12 protein-coding genes and 1 tRNA gene are annotated in these 17,000 nt (G+C 53.6%); 4 read left to right on the top strand and 9 right to left on the bottom strand.

Going from position 1 to position 17,000, the window contains the following annotated elements; genetic code table 11:
- Positions 1-9: 9 nt before the first annotated feature.
- From R3C20_13195 to R3C20_13155, 9 genes are all read right to left on the bottom strand, one after another.
- Positions 10-2,016 carry a polyprenyl synthetase family protein gene (locus R3C20_13195; protein ID MEZ6041455.1) on the bottom strand — a complete coding sequence of 669 codons (2,007 nt, stop codon included), beginning with the start codon at positions 2,014-2,016 and terminating at the stop codon, positions 10-12.
- A gap of 126 nt (positions 2,017-2,142) precedes the next feature.
- Positions 2,143-4,083, bottom strand: coding sequence for a prenyltransferase/squalene oxidase repeat-containing protein (locus R3C20_13190; protein ID MEZ6041454.1), 1,941 nt, complete (start codon positions 4,081-4,083; stop codon positions 2,143-2,145).
- 417 nt (positions 4,084-4,500) lie between these two features.
- On the bottom strand, positions 4,501-4,746 hold the full coding sequence (locus tag R3C20_13185) for a hypothetical protein (protein MEZ6041453.1): 246 nt from the start codon (positions 4,744-4,746) through the stop codon (positions 4,501-4,503).
- Positions 4,747-4,962: 216 nt separating this feature from the next.
- On the bottom strand, positions 4,963-5,640 hold the full coding sequence (locus R3C20_13180) for a thermonuclease family protein (GenBank protein ID MEZ6041452.1): 678 nt from the start codon (positions 5,638-5,640) through the stop codon (positions 4,963-4,965).
- 452 nt (positions 5,641-6,092) lie between these two features.
- A tRNA-Gly gene (locus tag R3C20_13175) sits at positions 6,093-6,163 on the bottom strand.
- A gap of 144 nt (positions 6,164-6,307) precedes the next feature.
- Positions 6,308-6,559, bottom strand: coding sequence for a hypothetical protein (locus R3C20_13170; protein MEZ6041451.1), 252 nt, complete (start codon positions 6,557-6,559; stop codon positions 6,308-6,310).
- A complete protein-coding gene (locus tag R3C20_13165; protein MEZ6041450.1) occupies positions 6,556-6,822 on the bottom strand; it encodes a hypothetical protein in 267 nt (88 codons plus the stop codon). The genes R3C20_13170 and R3C20_13165 overlap by 4 nt, the downstream gene beginning before the upstream one ends.
- Before the next feature lie 130 nt (positions 6,823-6,952).
- The gene (locus R3C20_13160) at positions 6,953-8,581 is read right to left on the bottom strand and encodes an ABC transporter permease (protein ID MEZ6041449.1); all 1,629 of its coding nucleotides are present in this window, start codon (positions 8,579-8,581) and stop codon (positions 6,953-6,955) included.
- 20 nt (positions 8,582-8,601) lie between these two features.
- Positions 8,602-9,951 carry a hypothetical protein gene (locus R3C20_13155; protein MEZ6041448.1) on the bottom strand — a complete coding sequence of 450 codons (1,350 nt, stop codon included), beginning with the start codon at positions 9,949-9,951 and terminating at the stop codon, positions 8,602-8,604.
- A 417-nt stretch (positions 9,952-10,368) separates the two neighbouring features.
- Between R3C20_13155 and R3C20_13150 the strand changes: the two genes are divergently transcribed.
- From R3C20_13150 to R3C20_13135, 4 genes are all read left to right on the top strand, one after another.
- Positions 10,369-11,394 carry an efflux RND transporter periplasmic adaptor subunit gene (locus R3C20_13150; GenBank protein ID MEZ6041447.1) on the top strand — a complete coding sequence of 342 codons (1,026 nt, stop codon included), beginning with the start codon at positions 10,369-10,371 and terminating at the stop codon, positions 11,392-11,394.
- Positions 11,391-13,295 carry an efflux RND transporter periplasmic adaptor subunit gene (locus R3C20_13145; GenBank protein MEZ6041446.1) on the top strand — a complete coding sequence of 635 codons (1,905 nt, stop codon included), beginning with the start codon at positions 11,391-11,393 and terminating at the stop codon, positions 13,293-13,295. Before R3C20_13150 ends, R3C20_13145 begins: the two co-directional genes overlap by 4 nt.
- A 3-nt stretch (positions 13,296-13,298) precedes the next feature.
- A complete protein-coding gene (locus R3C20_13140) occupies positions 13,299-15,497 on the top strand; it encodes a biotin/lipoyl-binding protein (GenBank protein MEZ6041445.1) in 2,199 nt (732 codons plus the stop codon).
- Positions 15,498-16,762: 1,265 nt separating this feature from the next.
- On the top strand, positions 16,763-16,948 hold the full coding sequence (locus R3C20_13135) for a hypothetical protein (GenBank protein MEZ6041444.1): 186 nt from the start codon (positions 16,763-16,765) through the stop codon (positions 16,946-16,948).
- Positions 16,949-17,000: the final 52 nt, after the last annotated feature.

Here is a 17,000-nt window from a genome sequence, read left to right as displayed (position 1 = left end):
TGGCCCAGTCTAGACCGAATTCGGAATTCTTAAAGGAACCAGGGACACGGCGGGGCTCGGTACCCCAGGACTGGCAAAAACCGGGGTCGATGATTCCTGCGTTTGAGGCAGAGCACTCGGAGACCCTTCCCGTGCAAGTACGGTTTCGAGAAAGAAATTCAGCAGATCGCGAATCCGTTCATCCTCAACACGCTCAATCAACGCTTCTGCTTTCTCGCGTGAGCAATCGACAATGACTTCTGCTTTTTCAAAAACATCGCATTCCTCGAATACTGTTCTGATTCTGTGAATGCGAGTAATCTCTGAACCCGCGTCCTCGGCATCGACAAGAACCTTCCGCAGAGTTTCACGCTGTTCATCCGTCGCGTCCTTCAACGCCAGAGCCAGAAGGACGGTCGGCCGGAGTGCTAAGGCATCCTGTCCTGCCAGCATCTTGTTATCAGCGTCCCCGGACCAGTCTTTCAGGTCATTCAGCACCTGAAATGCAACGCCCACGTGACGACAGAACTGCGGTACGATTTCGGAGTTGGCCAGCGGGTGGTTTGCCAGCCTCAGTCCTGCGTAAAGCGCTGCCTCAAAAGCAGGCGAAGTCTTTAATGCATAAATCTGTAGTGCGTCCAGCGGAGTAATGTCCCAGTTTGGAGACTGCTGAAAACGCATTTCCGCTCCCTGCCCGTCACAAAGTCGAATATGTGCGGTGGACATGCTGTCCAGAATGTCGGCCGCCACGTCCGAGCTCAATTCTCGTGCCGCGTAAATCAACCGGTAACCCATACCAATGAGATAGTCACCGATGTTGATCGCCTGACCATCGCCATGTTTACGATGAAGCGTTTCGCGACCGTAGCGGAACGCATCGTCATCCTGGATGTCGTCATGAACCAGGGATGCCTTATGAAAAGCTTCGATGGCCATTGCCACCCGACATACAGCATCGGGAATCGCGGGCGTTTCGGAACCAATGGTCAGCGTTTCGGAATTTGACGCGGAATACCAGGCCGCGAGCGTTATGAAAGGACGAAATCGCTTTCCCCCCTTTGACAGCCATTCGTAAGCAATCGATTCAGTGAAGGCAACCGGCGTGTCCCGCCGAGAAGCATCCTTTGTCCGTATCCGAGGAATCAGACGTTCAAAGTCGCCTTCGAACATTCGGGAGGACGCCCGCATCAACGGCACATAGCTGACGGTCGTTTTGTCAGGAAGTGGCTCGTACTTGTCCAGCACATCCCAAACCCACGATTCGTCGAGCGTCGTATTCAGACAATCGCCGGAATGCAGTGGGACAGCGTATGAAGGTACTCCCGCGATCAGGACCTTATCGATCGCTTTCTCGAGCACATTCAGGCATGCGACACCAAGGATCCCGTCAATGTAACCGGACACAATAATTTTCAGAACGACGGGCGAACCTTCTGCCACCAGCACCTTGTATCCGAGTTGCTCCGCACGCACCTTGTAGTCGGCGATCGAACACGCCCCACAACGTTCGCAATCCAGCCCGAATTGGGTGTACTCGGCCGGACAACCCTCCGCATGTTTCAGGCAGTGGGGCAATAACAGCATTCGGCGATTGAACGGAATCGCAAGAAACTGCTGTTTCCAGAAGAAATTGCCAACCATCACCATTGAAAAGCCAAGGTACTTTTCGGGCAGGTTCAGCTGCTCGAGTAAGGTGCGTCCGTGATGTTCCAGCTCGTCTCGAGTGAAAGCCCTGGCGCGGTCCAGTTCGCGGGCGTATTGCTCGGCCGCCAGCTTTACCTTCTCTCGCAGCTCAAGAGTTTCAGGGACTGCTTTCAGATGAGTTGTACTTCTCCGCCGCCCTTTCTTTCTCACCGGTGCAGGAGCATCCTCTTCCATTTCATCGTAGACAGAAACTGGTGAGTCAGAAACGTGACTGCGGTCGCTCGACGTGGCGGGGTGCTCATTCTTCGCAGGCAGGCGAGTTGACGGCGCATTGTCGTCGCGTTTCTCGGTTGAATCGTCGAGCACATTCTGAGTGGCAGGAACAATAGACACAAACTACTCCCGTGATTGAAAGTCATGGAGCCGGTGATCCAATTCGCACACTACGGATCATAGACGTATCATCACCGGATGAACCCCTTGCGTCGAGTTTCCGGTCGATCTTTCTGGCGCAAACCTCTAACCTGGTGCATTTCCGCCGGTTGCGGCTTTTCTTTTTGCCCAGTTTTGCCATTTGGCGAGACCGCCGAGTGCAAAAATGGTTGGGTACAGCCGTTCAAAGTACCAGAGTTTTGCAAAATAGAATCCTATCGGCGAAGCCGACTGCACTGTGCCTTCATTCACCCGACAGGCGAGCCAGTTCGCTCCCGCATCCAGGACGCATCGAATTTTGTCGGTCGACATTCCTGAATCATCGAGCAACGGGTCGCACACCAGAGCTTCAAGAGCAATTCCCGTTTCTTCGACGGAACTTTCCAGGCCTCGCCTTGCTGACCATCCTCCATCCACATTCTGGTTCTGCAGAAGCCACAAGACAGCTGGCCGTGCCAGGGCCATTGCCTCTTCAGCAAACCTGCCGGACCCAACTGCCAGATCACCCAGCGCGGTGACGATTTTCGCTGTCCCGTACAACGGGTTTTCGTCATTGGCGTTGAACTGATGACCAAACCAAAGGGGCAACCAGGTCCCATCGGGGCTTTGCTGGCTTTTCAGAAAACCCAACCCTGCCGAAATCGCCCGATAGCTTCTTTCCGTTAATTTCACTGCAGACGCATCCTCAGGACATCGATTCTGCCATTTGAACAGTGCGCGGACCACATGGGCAGTGATGTCGCAGGAGCTCCGATCAAATGGCAGCTTCCCCCAACCCCGGCAGAACGTGGGCCATCCGCCGTCCCGATTCTGAAGGTCCAGCAGCCAGACCGCTGCATTCCGGAGCGCCTTGCGTTCATCGGCCGAAAGAGACTCATGAGACCGACGCAGATTCATGATCGCGAGCATAGCCCCGGGAGTATCATCGGCATCAGGAACGCCTCCGGGCAAATCTGTCCATGACCAACCACCGGGATCTGCATTTGTATAAGGATGGACAGACTTGTATTGCTGATTCAATAACCACTGACGAATTGGTTCAATGTCAGTGGTCTTTGGCACGGATTCATCAACAGCGTCTCCTGAAAGTTGGTCATCCCAGTCAGGCAAAGACGACAGTGCATTCAAACTCAGCGTCGTTACCCACGTCGACAAATTTGTATCAATTGGCCAGCTTCCGTCAGGTCGAACAGATCGTTCGATGAATTCAAGACATCGCTGAGTGACGGGGTGATCATGCAGCCCGCATCCAAGGAGGCTCATACACACAAAACTGGTCAGTGGTGTTGCTTCAAGAAAACCCCCGTGACTTGGCTGGATAGATTCCAGTACCTTCAGCGTCGGTCTGATGGAGATGCGTCGAATCGCTGACATCAAAGGATTCCAGTGCCCTCTGTGCCGAAAGATCACCTGACCAATTGCAATTAATGCCGGGAGTGCATAGCTAACAACAGGCATTCGAACGGCCGCGTAAAACCTCGCAGGAACACAAGCCAACTCGAACGGCAACGGGATCACCTGCTTCCAGTCGACAATTCCTGCCAGCGCACAGTGAGTCAGAATGGGCACGGAGAAGGTGTGGTCAGTGCCGTATCGCCGCAACACGGCCGCAACACCTCCGGCATCTGTGATCCAATTCCGGGATCGTGAGATTGCCTCGTCAAAGGCATTTGCGAGTTGCGGGGCAAGAATCGGACAAGCAGCGACGAGAACTGCATTCGCGAGCATCGTTGTGGAAATATTGCTGATGCTTAGAACGGTGTCGCCCCAGCCTCCGTCAGCGTTCTGATTGTCTGCCAGCCACTGAAGACCATTCTCAAGCAACTGTTTCCATTCTGCCGCCCCCCCTTCGGACGATCTGATCGCGAGATTCAGAGCCATGCAGGCTGTTGCCGTCGACAAGGCGGACGTCGAAAGTTCTCCGGTCCACCAGCCTTGTTCGTTGCGTTCATCCAGTAGCAGGCGGGTCAAATTGAAAAGAGCCGCCGAATGATTCACAGGTTCTGCCACAATTGAATATCCAGCCATCGAACGAAAGGAACGCGACCAGCCAATCGTCGCTGGAACTCACAAAGGATAACTCAACGGCAGAATCAGAATAGCCCGTCCAGGAATTTCTTTCGACCTGTATTGCGCGATGTCAGCCGCTCAAAGGGCAGCATTCCTGTCACTGAACGACGCATAGATCGGGAAAAATGAGAGAACTTCCGCAACTCCAAACGTGTTGATTCGATGGTGGAGTTACCCGCACCCTGACCAGCAATCTCACGCTCATATCAAGAACAGAACATGCAGAACGACGAACGACTTATCTCCAGTCGCCGATCGACATTTCGCCTGAGACTGCCGAGCGGCTTTCCGCTCAGATGTGAGCTCAGCACCCCATCGTGCATCATCTTCGCCACAGTGGTCGATCTCAGCCAAACTGGCGCGGCAGTGAAACTTTCACAAGGTTCCCTGAAAAAAGGGCAGAATCTCAACGTGACATTCCGTCTCGAGCTGCTTCCCACGCAATTGGAATCCCGACTTGACGCCACTGTCGTCCGTCAAGTCGATGGCGTCGTGGGAATCCAGTTCGTTGGCGGACAGAGTCCAGACGAGCGTATCCGTGTAGCAGACTACATGAAACTCTTCCTGTCCTCCCAAACAGAATGCCGCCGCAGGAAACGCAGCCAGGGTTGACGCAGCCAAGGTTGACGCAGAAGAGCACGACTCAACGGGAATTTATAAGCAGCTGAACGTTGCCAAACCCGCATCGAACTCCTCAATAGTCTCGCGGACCTTGATGCGATAACCTAACCGAACAGCCTGTTGAAGAACGGGACTGGCTCGAGCAGGAGACCTATAGGCACGATGGCTTCCAGTCGTCCTGCGTGCATGTCCCGGTTTTTCAACGGATAGCAAAAATCACTGCCGTTCCTCTCTTTCTTCCTGCGACAGCTTCCGCCAGTCCCATGGCGGAATCGGTGTGGGATCTGACCACAATCCAAGTTCCTCTTTTCGGGCTTTCACCTCATCGAAGGCAAGCCGCTCGTCTGCGTTATTTTGTTTTTGATGCCAGGCGAGACCATTCTGCACCAGGGCTCGATTCAGAAAGACGTCGGGAAGAATGACGTTTGCGGGATTTGAATAGACCGCTGTCGCTTCGATGTAAACATCCCCGATCATCCCCCCGGAACTGTCTCTGTCCTTCTGAACCACTCGAACAACTTTGCCCCCAATCACTCGGCTCAGATACTCACGTGCCTCGTTACCAAACGGCTGCTCAATCTCTGGAGCGTCGATACCGTGCAAGAGTATCCGAACGGTCGTCATATCATCCTTCAGGATATCGATCATATCTCCGTCGAAAACGCGAATAACTTTGCCCATGAACTCATTGGGAGTCTCTTCTGGTTTGTCGTCGCTCGGTGACGCGTCCGTCTGTTTGGGGTGCTTCGTTTTCTCCTCGGCGTCCTCTGTTACGTTGGCTTCGTCGCGTGCGGCCGCTGTATCTTCACTGCTTGAAATTGGCTGCGGTTCTGCGCATCCGGCAAACAACAGAACACTGGTGAGTAATTGAAGACGAACTGCCAGCGTCAGCATCGGAGCACCATAGTCGGAAATAATTTGTCACACTTCGGTCGGACTGTTAACCGAGCGATTCCGATCGTGATCAGCGTGTAGCCCCGGTTTCATTCGGCGACTATCAGCCGTTCTGTTTTGGATGCCATACGCTCGCATCGCACTTAGAACAGGCTGGCACCGAACAATCAGCCTGGCCAGTTTTCCACTCCAGCGAAATCTGTCGGATGCCAGCCCTGAGTTCGGGCAAGCGATGCTGTCCCGGCAACCCACGTTTTCCGTCAACCGGTGGGCGAGCCTGAACAGTTACAATTCGTCAACTGAATTCAGAACTATCGAACCGATTGCAGGCTTTTCAGAATTCCACGCACCCGTTCTGGAAGACCGAAGCGGGGAGTGATTGCTGATTATCCTCACTGCCCGAAAAGAGCAGGCTTCCGTAACTCACGGAAAGGAAACGATTTAGATCCAAAAGCGGCTGAAGGGAATCGAACCCTCACCAGGAGCTTGGGAAGCTACTGTGCTACCACTACACCACAGCCGCGTGGCGCCGGATTCTATTTGCCGGAATGTTGGTTTGCAATTCAACGATTTGAATAAGACCCCGGAATCAGTTCAACACAGAATTGCTGATCTGATTCACCCGCCAGCCCTCCGTTCATGCAATCGTTCAATGGAGGCGTTGGCGTTATTTGAGCTTCGAACTGATCTCCGCAACAGTGTGGTGGTTCACCATAAATGCCATTGCGATTCGGAGTAATTGTTCTGCGGTTTCAGGGTTGTCATTCGCCAGCGTCTGAAAATCGCTCAGAATCTCCGTTGAATGAATTAATGGTTTGACAAGTCCCGATAGATGCGGGGAATGATTCAGGATGTCAACCAGCTCGCTGAGGGTCGATTCGGCGTTCTGTTTGAGCACGACCAGTTGTTCTCGGTTCATTGTTCCTTGTCATCCTGAATCGTCGTTTGATGCTGGACCTGCGGTAGCCTCGTGTCTTCCGGAATTCCAGTGTCGTTCTGATGGTATCCGTCGAGCGGCAACATGAACCTGGGGCCAAACGGATAGTCAATCTCGTCAGAGAGTTGAGACGGAGGCGGCAATGTCAGCATTCCGCGTTGCGGTAATACCGTTGCCAGATGGAAAAGAGATGCAGTCGCGACGAGCATCGGAATTCTGGCCATACTCTTGTCTATGCGATGCATTCGTACTTCGCCTCCTGGCAAATTCAATCCTGGCAGTCTGTTGAAAACCGGGACTGGCTCAAGCAGGAGACCTTAAAACATGATGGTTTCCAGTCGTCCTGCGTGCCCGTCCCGGTATTTCATTGGACAGCTAAATCGTCGCTTTGAATTCAAATAATGAGTAGACGAAATGTACCAGAAGAACATAGAGTGTAGACCACAAGATTGTCCGAGTCACGCCATGACTGATTTCCGGACCGGATTCCTTCGGGCTGATTCCGCAGCGCCATGAAATCATTCCAATACCAATTCCGCAGGTGAGCAATTTCGCGAAGAGCCACCCGGACCCCTTGTACCAAATTCCGTCAGGTGTGCGCAGCGCCTGATGGAAATGAAGATCCCAAAAAGCGATCCCAAGGTCACCGTGAGTTGACGAAAAAGCAAAGGCGGCCGTTACGCTTGCAACGGCATAACTAAAGAACGTCAGGAACGGAGTACCAACAAGGAACGCATACAGTATTGGAGTACGAAGTGTACGTTCCGGATTCATTCCGATCGTCTTCATCGCGTCGATCTGTGAGCCGTAGACTTTGCTTCCGACATCGGCCGCCACAGCAGCTCCTGATCGGGCTGCAATGAGGATCGTCGACAGAATAGGGACCAGGAATCGATACAGGGAGAAGCCGGTTGCATTGAGCAGATTCTCAGTTAACAGCGGCTCTGTAATCTTTCGAAACGGCAGGTAACGGAAGATGAAATCCTGTGCCACGTAACCAATGATCATCCCGGCAGCGGCAATGTAGACACACGCGGACGGTCCCGCGACCAACCGAAGATAGTGAACCGTTGAGCGGGCTCCCCAGACGATACTTCGCCAGATGGGCAGTAGAGACCAGGGGAGCAAAAGAACTTCTCCAACAGCCTCTCCAGTCATTTCAAGGCTTCGAGTTAACCTGTTCAGAATAGCGGTACCCGGGCCGGTCATTTCCAGGGATTTCTCGCCTCCCAGCGATGGAGGCTTTCCCAGGATTTCCGAAACTTTGCCCCAGTCTTCGCGAGGGAGCTCAACCAGACATTGGTGATGATGGTCCAGCAGGACAATCCGATCCGCAATCTGCGACAGTGATTCGTAGTCGTGCGTCACAATGATCGAAGTTCGCCCGTAGCGATCATGGGTTTCGCGAATCAGATTCGCGACCTGTGCTCCTGTGTTGACGTCCAGACCGGAGGTGGGCTCGTCATACAGAATGACATCCGTCTGCATTCCTACGGCTCGAGCGATAGCGAGCCTCTGCCGTTGACCACCGCTGAGAACCCCGGTACTTCGGTCCGTTGGAACAGACAAGTCATTCAACAGAGATGTGGCAAGTGCACTACGATCAGAGCCAGGTGAAGACAGAACATGGTCCATCGCGATCCGTACATTCTGCAATGGCGTCAGTTCATCCAGCAGCGCAAAATTCTGGAACACCACTGCAATCAATGGGCGTTCCTCAACGGCCTTGAAGTCAGCCGAATCGCCCGACCTGATGCAGAACTGGATATCGCCCGTATACTGAATCGGTGACGCTGGTCCGCTCTCGATTAATCCGGCGAGAATTCTCAGCAGGACGGATTTTCCAACTCCGCTGCATCCCAGTAACAACGTCAGTTCGCCGGGGCGGAAGGCCACCGATGCATTTTGAAGCAGCCGACGCCCACCGGCACTCACGTTAAGCTGGCTGATCTGAATCTGTGTCGCCATGAACAGCATGACCTTCCTGAGAAAAACTTCAGCCACTCGCCATCTTCGTGGAGAGATCAGAAACTGGAGGAATCGTCGAAGGTGATCGGATAAGGCGACAAATCAGTGGACACAACAATGGGGATGACTGTGTCTTTGGATCCAGTGGCCTCATCGGAATCGGCCGGATCCGTGACGGGAGTAATCACAAGCCAGTGACGATCCTTCATCAGAATCTGAAGTCGCAGAATGCGTGACATCTCCGGAGTGATCCCTTCTTCCCGCGAACCAATAATCATATCACCAATTCTGCGAGCAACAGGTTCAAATGCAGATGAGGTTTGCTGCAATGCTGCTCGCGTCTCCGGGCTGTTCCAGTATTCATTCAGCGAATCCCTGAGTGCCTGATTATGCAGCACACTCTCACGCACCACTTCCCAGACCAGCCCATGCAGTTCCGAATCGGAAGCAACAGCAGACAAGTTCTTCCTGATCGTGCGGCTGACGACGGGATCCTTTGAAACCTGTTGCACCACTGATTCAATGAGGGCAACAAACTGGTCAGAACGTGATCGCAGTTCCGGCAGGGCTTCTGCCTCAACAAATCGTTCGAATTCTTCCTGCACAGCATTCTTCCGGGGAAGCGGAGACACATCGTACGCGTAACGCCAGGCGAAAGACCAAAGTGATACTTTGTTCCACAACGTGCGCCCGATTTCACTGACCAGCGGCTTTGCCTCCCGTTCAACGATTGGCAGAATATGCGTCTGAACCAACGGTGCCAGCTCTTTCCGGAAAATCTCCGCCTTATACTTCTCTCCCAGACCCGTGAACTGCGATCGATGCCTGCGAATGGAATCGGGCAGTTCCGCCTGAATGGCCTTGATCGCTCGCTGGACACTTTCCTGCATGATTGGCTGCAGCGTACGCAGCGTTTGTTCCTGATGCAGAGTCCATTCTTCAGTGATCAGCTGAGCAATCTGCTGTTTTCGTTCTTCTGGCAGCAGCGACTCGGCCACGGAAGCCAGTGAAGAGGGAGCTCGATGGTAGGTCAGCACAAATCTCTGTCCTACTGTGTCCAGACCACTATCGTAAATCACAACCCTTGCGTGATTTGTTTTTGCAACCGTGGCCGTGCCAACTGCGGGAGGAGGAACAAAATTATTACGGACGACTCCGACCTGACGGAAATTGTCAGAGTCGTCCATCACGAGAACTGGCGTACCAATTGCCATTTCCAGCGGCACTCCGGATTTGGCATCAAACTCACTGCGGCGATGCAGCAGCCAATCTCCGATCCCGGCCCCGATATCCCCAGCGCCGCCACTCTTCGAATCGGACGTGTAGGTCTGCAGCGACGCCCGGAGCGCAGCAAGAAGTGCAATCCATAATGCCAGCCCCAGAACGATGTGAATTCTTTTCTTCACAAACAAGTGTCTCCCTTTGTTTGCCTCACGGGTCCTCATTCGCAGTTTCTCAAACCGTAATTCGTCGCTGGAGCGCTTTCATTTCATTTCGATTGATCTGTGGTCTCGAAATACAGGATTTGTGTTTTTCATCAATTGAAGCACGTTGCACTCTCAAAACAGGGCGTCTATCTCCCTGAACTGACTCAAAGTGGCCCGACAACCCGGGGAATCCGCAATCTCCGCCGAAACACCTCTGGATTTTACAACTGCGTTCGACCTTGCCATCGAATCTGGCCTACGCTTTTTCCGGACGTTGCAGAATTGACTCAAATCATACCAATTGTCACCGCCTGCGTGCCGGATGCGGGGATTGGCAACCACCGTTCGTGTGGAATCCCGTAAAGCAAATGCCGAATTTCCGGTGGGAAGCACTTCATGTTCCATGTTCGACCACTTAAGCCATTACTGACGTTGCTGATTGTTGCGGCCTGCGTCTGGATTGCGTCTTCGATATCCACACCTTCCGGGGTTGGACAAGAGGCTCCGGAACGTGGCAACGATGTCAGAACCATGCCAGCTGTCCCTGTAGATTCTGTCGCAAAACTGACGGGAGAGCCGACTCAACGTTTTGCACAAAATTCGTCCCTTGATTCCGGAGAAGATCGGCCGGACGACGGAGATGTCATCGAAGCATTCACGGAGCCGTATCGTGACATCGCTGTATCCGCCTCAGAAATGGGGACCGTGTTGAGGATCAATGTCAAAGAAGGCGACGTAGTTCAGGCAGGCGACGAGATCGCTGGACTGGATGACCTCGTCCTGGTCGCAACTCTGGAAGTCGCTCGCGCGGGCAAAAATGCGACAGGGCAGATGAAGTCAGCGGAAGCGGAACTCAGAATGAGACAGACCGAGCGACAGAAGCTGCTTGAATTGAGGGAACGCAACCATGCGACGCAGCGAGAAGTGGACCGTGTCGATACAGAACTTGAGATGGCCGAAGCACGCTTGATCGCTGCCAAAGAGGATGCCGAGATTAAATCGCTGGAGTACAAACGCATTGAGGCGCAACTGGACCAGAAGAAAATCCGTTCACCAATTGACGGAGTTGTGACGGAGATCAGGAAAGACGCCGGGGAATTTGTTTCCCCGACTGACCCGGTCATCGCCCGAGTCGTGCAACTCGATCCTCTCCTGATTGTCTTTTCCGTACCTCTGGAATTTCGCAACCAGATTCAGCCTGATCAGCTGGTTTCATTACTCGTCGAAGGCTCTAACTCAACGACAGGAACCGTCGAATACGTCTCGAAGACGGCAGACGAATCCAATACATCCATCCGAGTGAAAGTTCGCTTGCCAAATCCGAATGGTGAATGGCAGGCCGGACAACGTACGGTCCTCGATCTCGAGGCGAAAACAACAAACACAAACCAGCTTCCCTCGCTGGCAAAGAATGAAAAATGAAATCTCTGGTGCAGACGGAGCATCGCAGCGATCTGCTCGGCTCTCTCAGACAATCCCTCTTAAACTGCCACGACTTCAAGCAAGTCCAGTTAACGTTGGCCGGATTTGTGCGCCGTCGGGTCAATTGCCCACTGGTTGCCTGGTACTGTTCGCCGCAGGCCCATGGCGATCGGGACGGACGACTTGAAGGTCTCGCGTGCCCCTTGGACGGCATCGATGCAACACTGCGGTCTCACCTGAAGGCGCAGGCTCTGGATGCTGTGAAGAGTGGTACCGTTTCGATTAAACCCCTGCCCGGGAAAACTGATCTTCAGGGTGTGGTCGTTCCTTTGCGGGCCCCTTCTGGCGAAGCTCTGGTGTCCGTGATTCAAACGTCGGAAATGCTGCAAAGCGATTCGGCGGATTGTCTGGCACTGGTTCTGGCAGCATCACTGGGCGAGAACTGGTGGGCTCGACGGACGGTCGAATCGACAAAGTCAAATGCAGCCTGTGTCGCAGCACTCATTGAAATCATAAGCCGCACGCATTCCGCACACGATTCCGAATCTGCTTGTCAGCGTTTGGCGGATCAACTGCAGGAGTATCTGCAGGCCGACGCAGTATTTGTAGGACTCTGCAGGGCGGGAAGTTCTGAGCCGCGGCTGGTTGCAATCTCCGGTGAACGCGAGTTCGACGCATTATCAGAGAATGTCCGTTTGACGGAAGCGGCCCTGCATGAATCCGTCGCCCGGGCTGCCGCTGCCATCTGGCCATCGGACGATCTCCGAAATCGTCACGCGCTGCTGTCTCACAAGCAGGTCACCGAAAAGCTGGGAGCTCAACATGTTGTCAGTGTGCCCCTAATCTCAGAAGATGGCAGCAGAGTGGGTGCGATTCTTGCGTCGTTTCGATCCAGGCCCATTAGCTCGCTGGGTTCAGTTTCAGCGTTAGAATCAGAAACAAACGCTGCCCCGACTTTAAGCGAATCCGCTGCACTGGCTGCGAGAGCGGAAACGATTCTGCGTGCGGGCATGAGTTCGCTCACAAGTTGCCTGGAAGTTATCCAGCGTCTGGCCGACAGCCGCATGATTCAGCTGCTGCGGAAGGCAAGGCAGATGTTCAATGCACAACGAGCAAGGACGACGGCCACTGTCGCAACGACCTTCGCTCTCGTGCTTCTTCTGCCATTTCAGTACGCAATTCATTGTGAGTGTGAACTTCAACCAATCGAACGTCGTTATGTTGCGGCTCCGTTTGCCGGACCGCTTGAGCACTGCCTGGTCGAACCCGGGGACATTGTTGAAGCGAATGAATTGCTCGCAAGAATGGACGCTCGGGAAGTTCGATGGGAACTCGCCGGGATTCGGGCCGATCTGAACAGGGCGACAAAGGAACGAAATACGCATCTCACAACCCATGAGTTTGGCGATGCCGCCATTGCCCGCCATGAGGTCGAAAGACTTCAAAAACGCAACGAGTTGCTGGAACACCGCGATTCGAGTCTTGAAATCCGCAGTCCTATTGCCGGTCTTGTCGTCACGGGGGATCATCGGGAAGCAGAAGGGGTGCCTCTGGAACAGGGGCAAACGCTGTTTGAGGTTGCCCCGCTCGATCGCATGGTTGTTGAGGTTGCAATCCCGGAAGAAGATGTTCGCCACGCACAGCAGGGAATGAAGATTCGGATTCAGCTGGATGCTGTTCCCGAAAGGATCACAGAAGCCGTTATTCGCAGAATCCATCCGAGAGCCGAACTCAGAGACAACGAAAATGTCTTTATCGCGGAAGCGGAACTCGAAAATGATGATCGGCAATTGCGTCCCGGTATGCGAGGTCGTGCTCGAGTTTACACGACCCGTCGGCCACTGGGCTGGAGCTGGTTTCACAAGCCATTCGCTCACATTCTGGGCTGGCTGGGGTGGTGATCAATGCAGGCTCGCCCGGATATCTCCACCGTTGAACTAACCCGGACCAGGGTTGCACTTCGTTCTGACATCACATTTGTGCCGCAGCAATACGGACTCGAAACGTGGTATCACATCGAAGTACACGGAACATCAGAATACTATCGATTGGGGTATGCTGAGTACTGTTTTGTCTCATTGCTGGATGGCCACACCAGTTTCGCTCAGGCACTGGCAATGTCCGCGCAGGCTATGGCATCTCAGAACATGGGAGACAAAGCTCTGAGCCAGACTCAGGCGCAAAGCGTCTATTCCTGGTTGCTGGACAGGGGTATCGCTCGATTGGTCGACGAAGAGTCTGCGACGGCTGGAGGCCCTCAGCAGAAGAAGACCGACAATCAGAAACTCTTGTCTCGACTGAATCCGCTCTGGATGCGGATCCCTCTCGGCCGCCCGGAACCACTCCTCCGAATCCTGATGCCCTGGACCAGTTGGATCTTCAGTGGCCCAGCCACGTTTTCCGGCATTGTGTTGATGATGGTTGCAGGTGTCGTGCTCACGAATAACTGGCAACAGTTCACGCTCGACTCCAGTGCTGTGTTTGCTCCTGACAACTGGCTTTGGCTGTTCATCGCCTGGTTTGCACTGAAGTTACTGCATGAATTTGCCCACGCGATCGTGTGCCTTCGGTACGGCGGTTCGGTGAACAATATGGGGATCGTTCTTGCTTTTCTTGCTCCGCTTGCTTACGTGGATGCATCGTCCAGCTGGAGTTTCAGAAGCCGGTGGCGGCGCATTCACACGGCTCTTGCCGGCATCTATGTGGAGTTGCTGATTGCAGCAATATGCGTTCTCTGGTGGAGCCGCACAGACTCCCGGGTTGTTGGACACCTTTTGCACAGCATTGTGGTCATGGCCAGTCTCTCGACGATTGTCTTTAACATCAATCCACTGATGCGATTCGATGGATACTTCGTTTTATCCGATGCGCTCAATATCCCCAACTTGTATTCCGAAGCATCAACGGTTCTCAAAGAGACACTTGGACACTACGTCTTTGGCGAATCGCAGACGGCTCCAGCTGTCGTTGGGTATCGTCGCCCCGTACTTTTGACTTATGCCGTTGCAGCCGTAATCTGGCGGCTTACGGTTTGCCTCACACTGCTGATCGCTGCCTCCGTGTTGTTCCATGGTGCCGGCATTGCTCTGGCGCTGGCCGGAGCGCTCGCCTGGTTTGCAAAACCCGTCTGGAAATCCCTGCAGTCGTTCAGGCAAATGGCGCAGCAGAACCCTGATCGACTCATCCGGGGCGGAGCGATCCTTGGGCTGGGTGGAAGCACTGTCAGCGCATTGCTGCTTCTGGTTCCCGCACCACTTGTGACGACAGCTCCGGGAATCATTGAATACAGAGATGGTCAGATCATTCGATCGGTCACACCCGGATTCGTGGATGCGATCTTCGTTTCTGACGGCCAAATGGTTAAAGCGGGGGATCGACTGCTTCAACTTCGAAACAATGAACTGGAAACAGAATACGCAGAACTGAACGCACGAATTTCCCAGGAAGAAGTTCGGTTTCAGCTGGCGACCCGCGAACATAATGCGGCCGGCATCAGTATCGCTCGCGCAAATCTCGACTCAATGCACCGTCAACGGTCGCAACTGCAAAAACGGGTCAATGGTTTGACAATCGTAGCGGAGACGGACGGTCGGGTGCTTAGTCGACAGCTGCCTTCTTTGCTGAATACTTTCGTCCAGCCAGGTCAGGAGTTGATAACAATCGGAATGGAGGACAACAAAGAACTTATCTGCTCGGTCAGCCAGTTGGACATTTCGTCAGCACTACAACGTCTCGAGAACAACGTTCCACTGCGAATTGGTACTCACGGGCGCATCTACGGCAAACTCGAGCGCGTCAACCCACGGGCTACAGATCGTTTGCCCCATCCTGCTCTGGCTGCTTCCAGTGGCGGCCAGCTGGCAGTTTGTGAAGATCATGCGGCCACCAGAGACACCGAAGACGGTAAACGCCTTCGTCTGACAGAACAAAGATTCGACGCCGTCATCCAAATCGCGCCGGCAGACGCAATCAACCTGCGATGTGGGGAACGCGGAGTCGCCTCACTGGGACTTGTGCGAGGTTCATTTGCATCTCACTTATATCGCTCCGGGCAACGATGGTTTCAGACGACCATCGACAATGCAACACGCCGGCAAGAGTAAGATTGGATCAGTTCACCGGACAGTAATCGGCAGGTTTTACCGAAAATGTTCCAGCGAACATCGGACCAGTCATCAATGGGGCGATGTCACCAAATCTCCGACACTCTTTATCAAAGCGGTCGTAGATTTTCTCATCCTGTGGGTCGATATCGAACTACTGGACAGGTGGAATCCGCCAAATCATCCCGTGCGATTGCGAATCCGTCTAGAGCTGGATTCGCGACGTCGACGTCCGTGTCTCGGGAATACGCCAGTGATGGCTAAAATAGAAATCAGCCCAACGAACGAAATCACTCCGCGAGTCTCTCTCGAACTCAGGATCGGTAACCGACGGCGGAGGGGTACATCTTTCGTTCTCCCGGTCAGTAATTCAGCCCTGTTGAGTCATTCGAACCGGAGAGGCAATCGATCCAACCGAGGTGTGTTATCCGGAAACAAGATTCATGGCATTCCGATTTACGACGGCCACGTAGGCGCAGGTCGCCCCAGCCTTCAATGCCGATTGGACGTCTGCTTCATCGGCCGGGACGAGTCTGATCGCTCCCAAACGCCCCCCTTCTTTCTCAGGCGAAATGATGCAGGAGGTCTGCGGATGGCAAACCCTGGGGAGTCGCTGTACCGCCGGGAAAACATCCGGGCAAATGCACATCAGTTTAGCCGCTCCAGCACAATGCAAGTCCCACTGATGGAACTCTCAAGGTATCGTTCCCGCCGGCCATCGAAGCCAGTTGGGTCCGGGAATCAGCCATGTTTCACCTGCTTGCCAGAAGGCGTTCCTGCAGCGTCCTCAGCTTTTCGTCACATTTCCAACGCGTACAATTCCCGGAAATCTTACGAATTATCAGCCTTCAAGCGGCAACTGGCCGGGCCAAACCGGTTTCCTGTTCTCCCAATGTCTTTTCAATCCGATGGGTACATACAACAGAACGGACCTGATGCAACAAAGAACTCCGGGCGGGAAACAGATCCGGAAAAATCTAAAATGCGGGGTACGCGGAAGGTTTTTCCGTCTTCTCAAATGCATCGCCAGTCGACAGAATCTGAAATTGTCACGCCAAAGGAACAGCTGATCCGGGATGCATCCTTTCTTTGTGGTCCAGCAAAGTCAGATCGAGATTCGAATGATTTTGACCGTCCAAAGAACGAATGCGTACTCCTTTGGTCGAGTTTGAACAAACGACGACACATTTCAATTGGGGTTTCAGCGGCACACTGGCCGCCTTTATTTTCTGGTTTCCAACAAGGCATCTATTCAGAGCGTTCTCATGCCGAACGAACTTCCACTCCCTGATGAATTAAACAATCTCATTGAAAAACGAGCCGGCAAAGATCGGCGTCAAAAGGCGAAACCTCGTTTCGACGACGATGACGACGCTGATGACGATCGCCGCTCAAAGAAAAAGGATCGCCGCGGACATGCGAAATCGCACCGCACCCTCTATGACGATTGACGTGAAGCCTGAAGACAGGTGACTGTTGGAACATCGACAGATGCGTTCAATG

It is taken from the genome of Planctomycetaceae bacterium (assembly GCA_041398825.1).
Classification (GTDB): Bacteria; Planctomycetota; Planctomycetia; order Planctomycetales; family Planctomycetaceae; genus F1-80-MAGs062.
The sequence above is the reverse complement of the archived record's forward strand: the minus strand, read 5'-3'. Positions and strand labels throughout refer to the sequence as shown.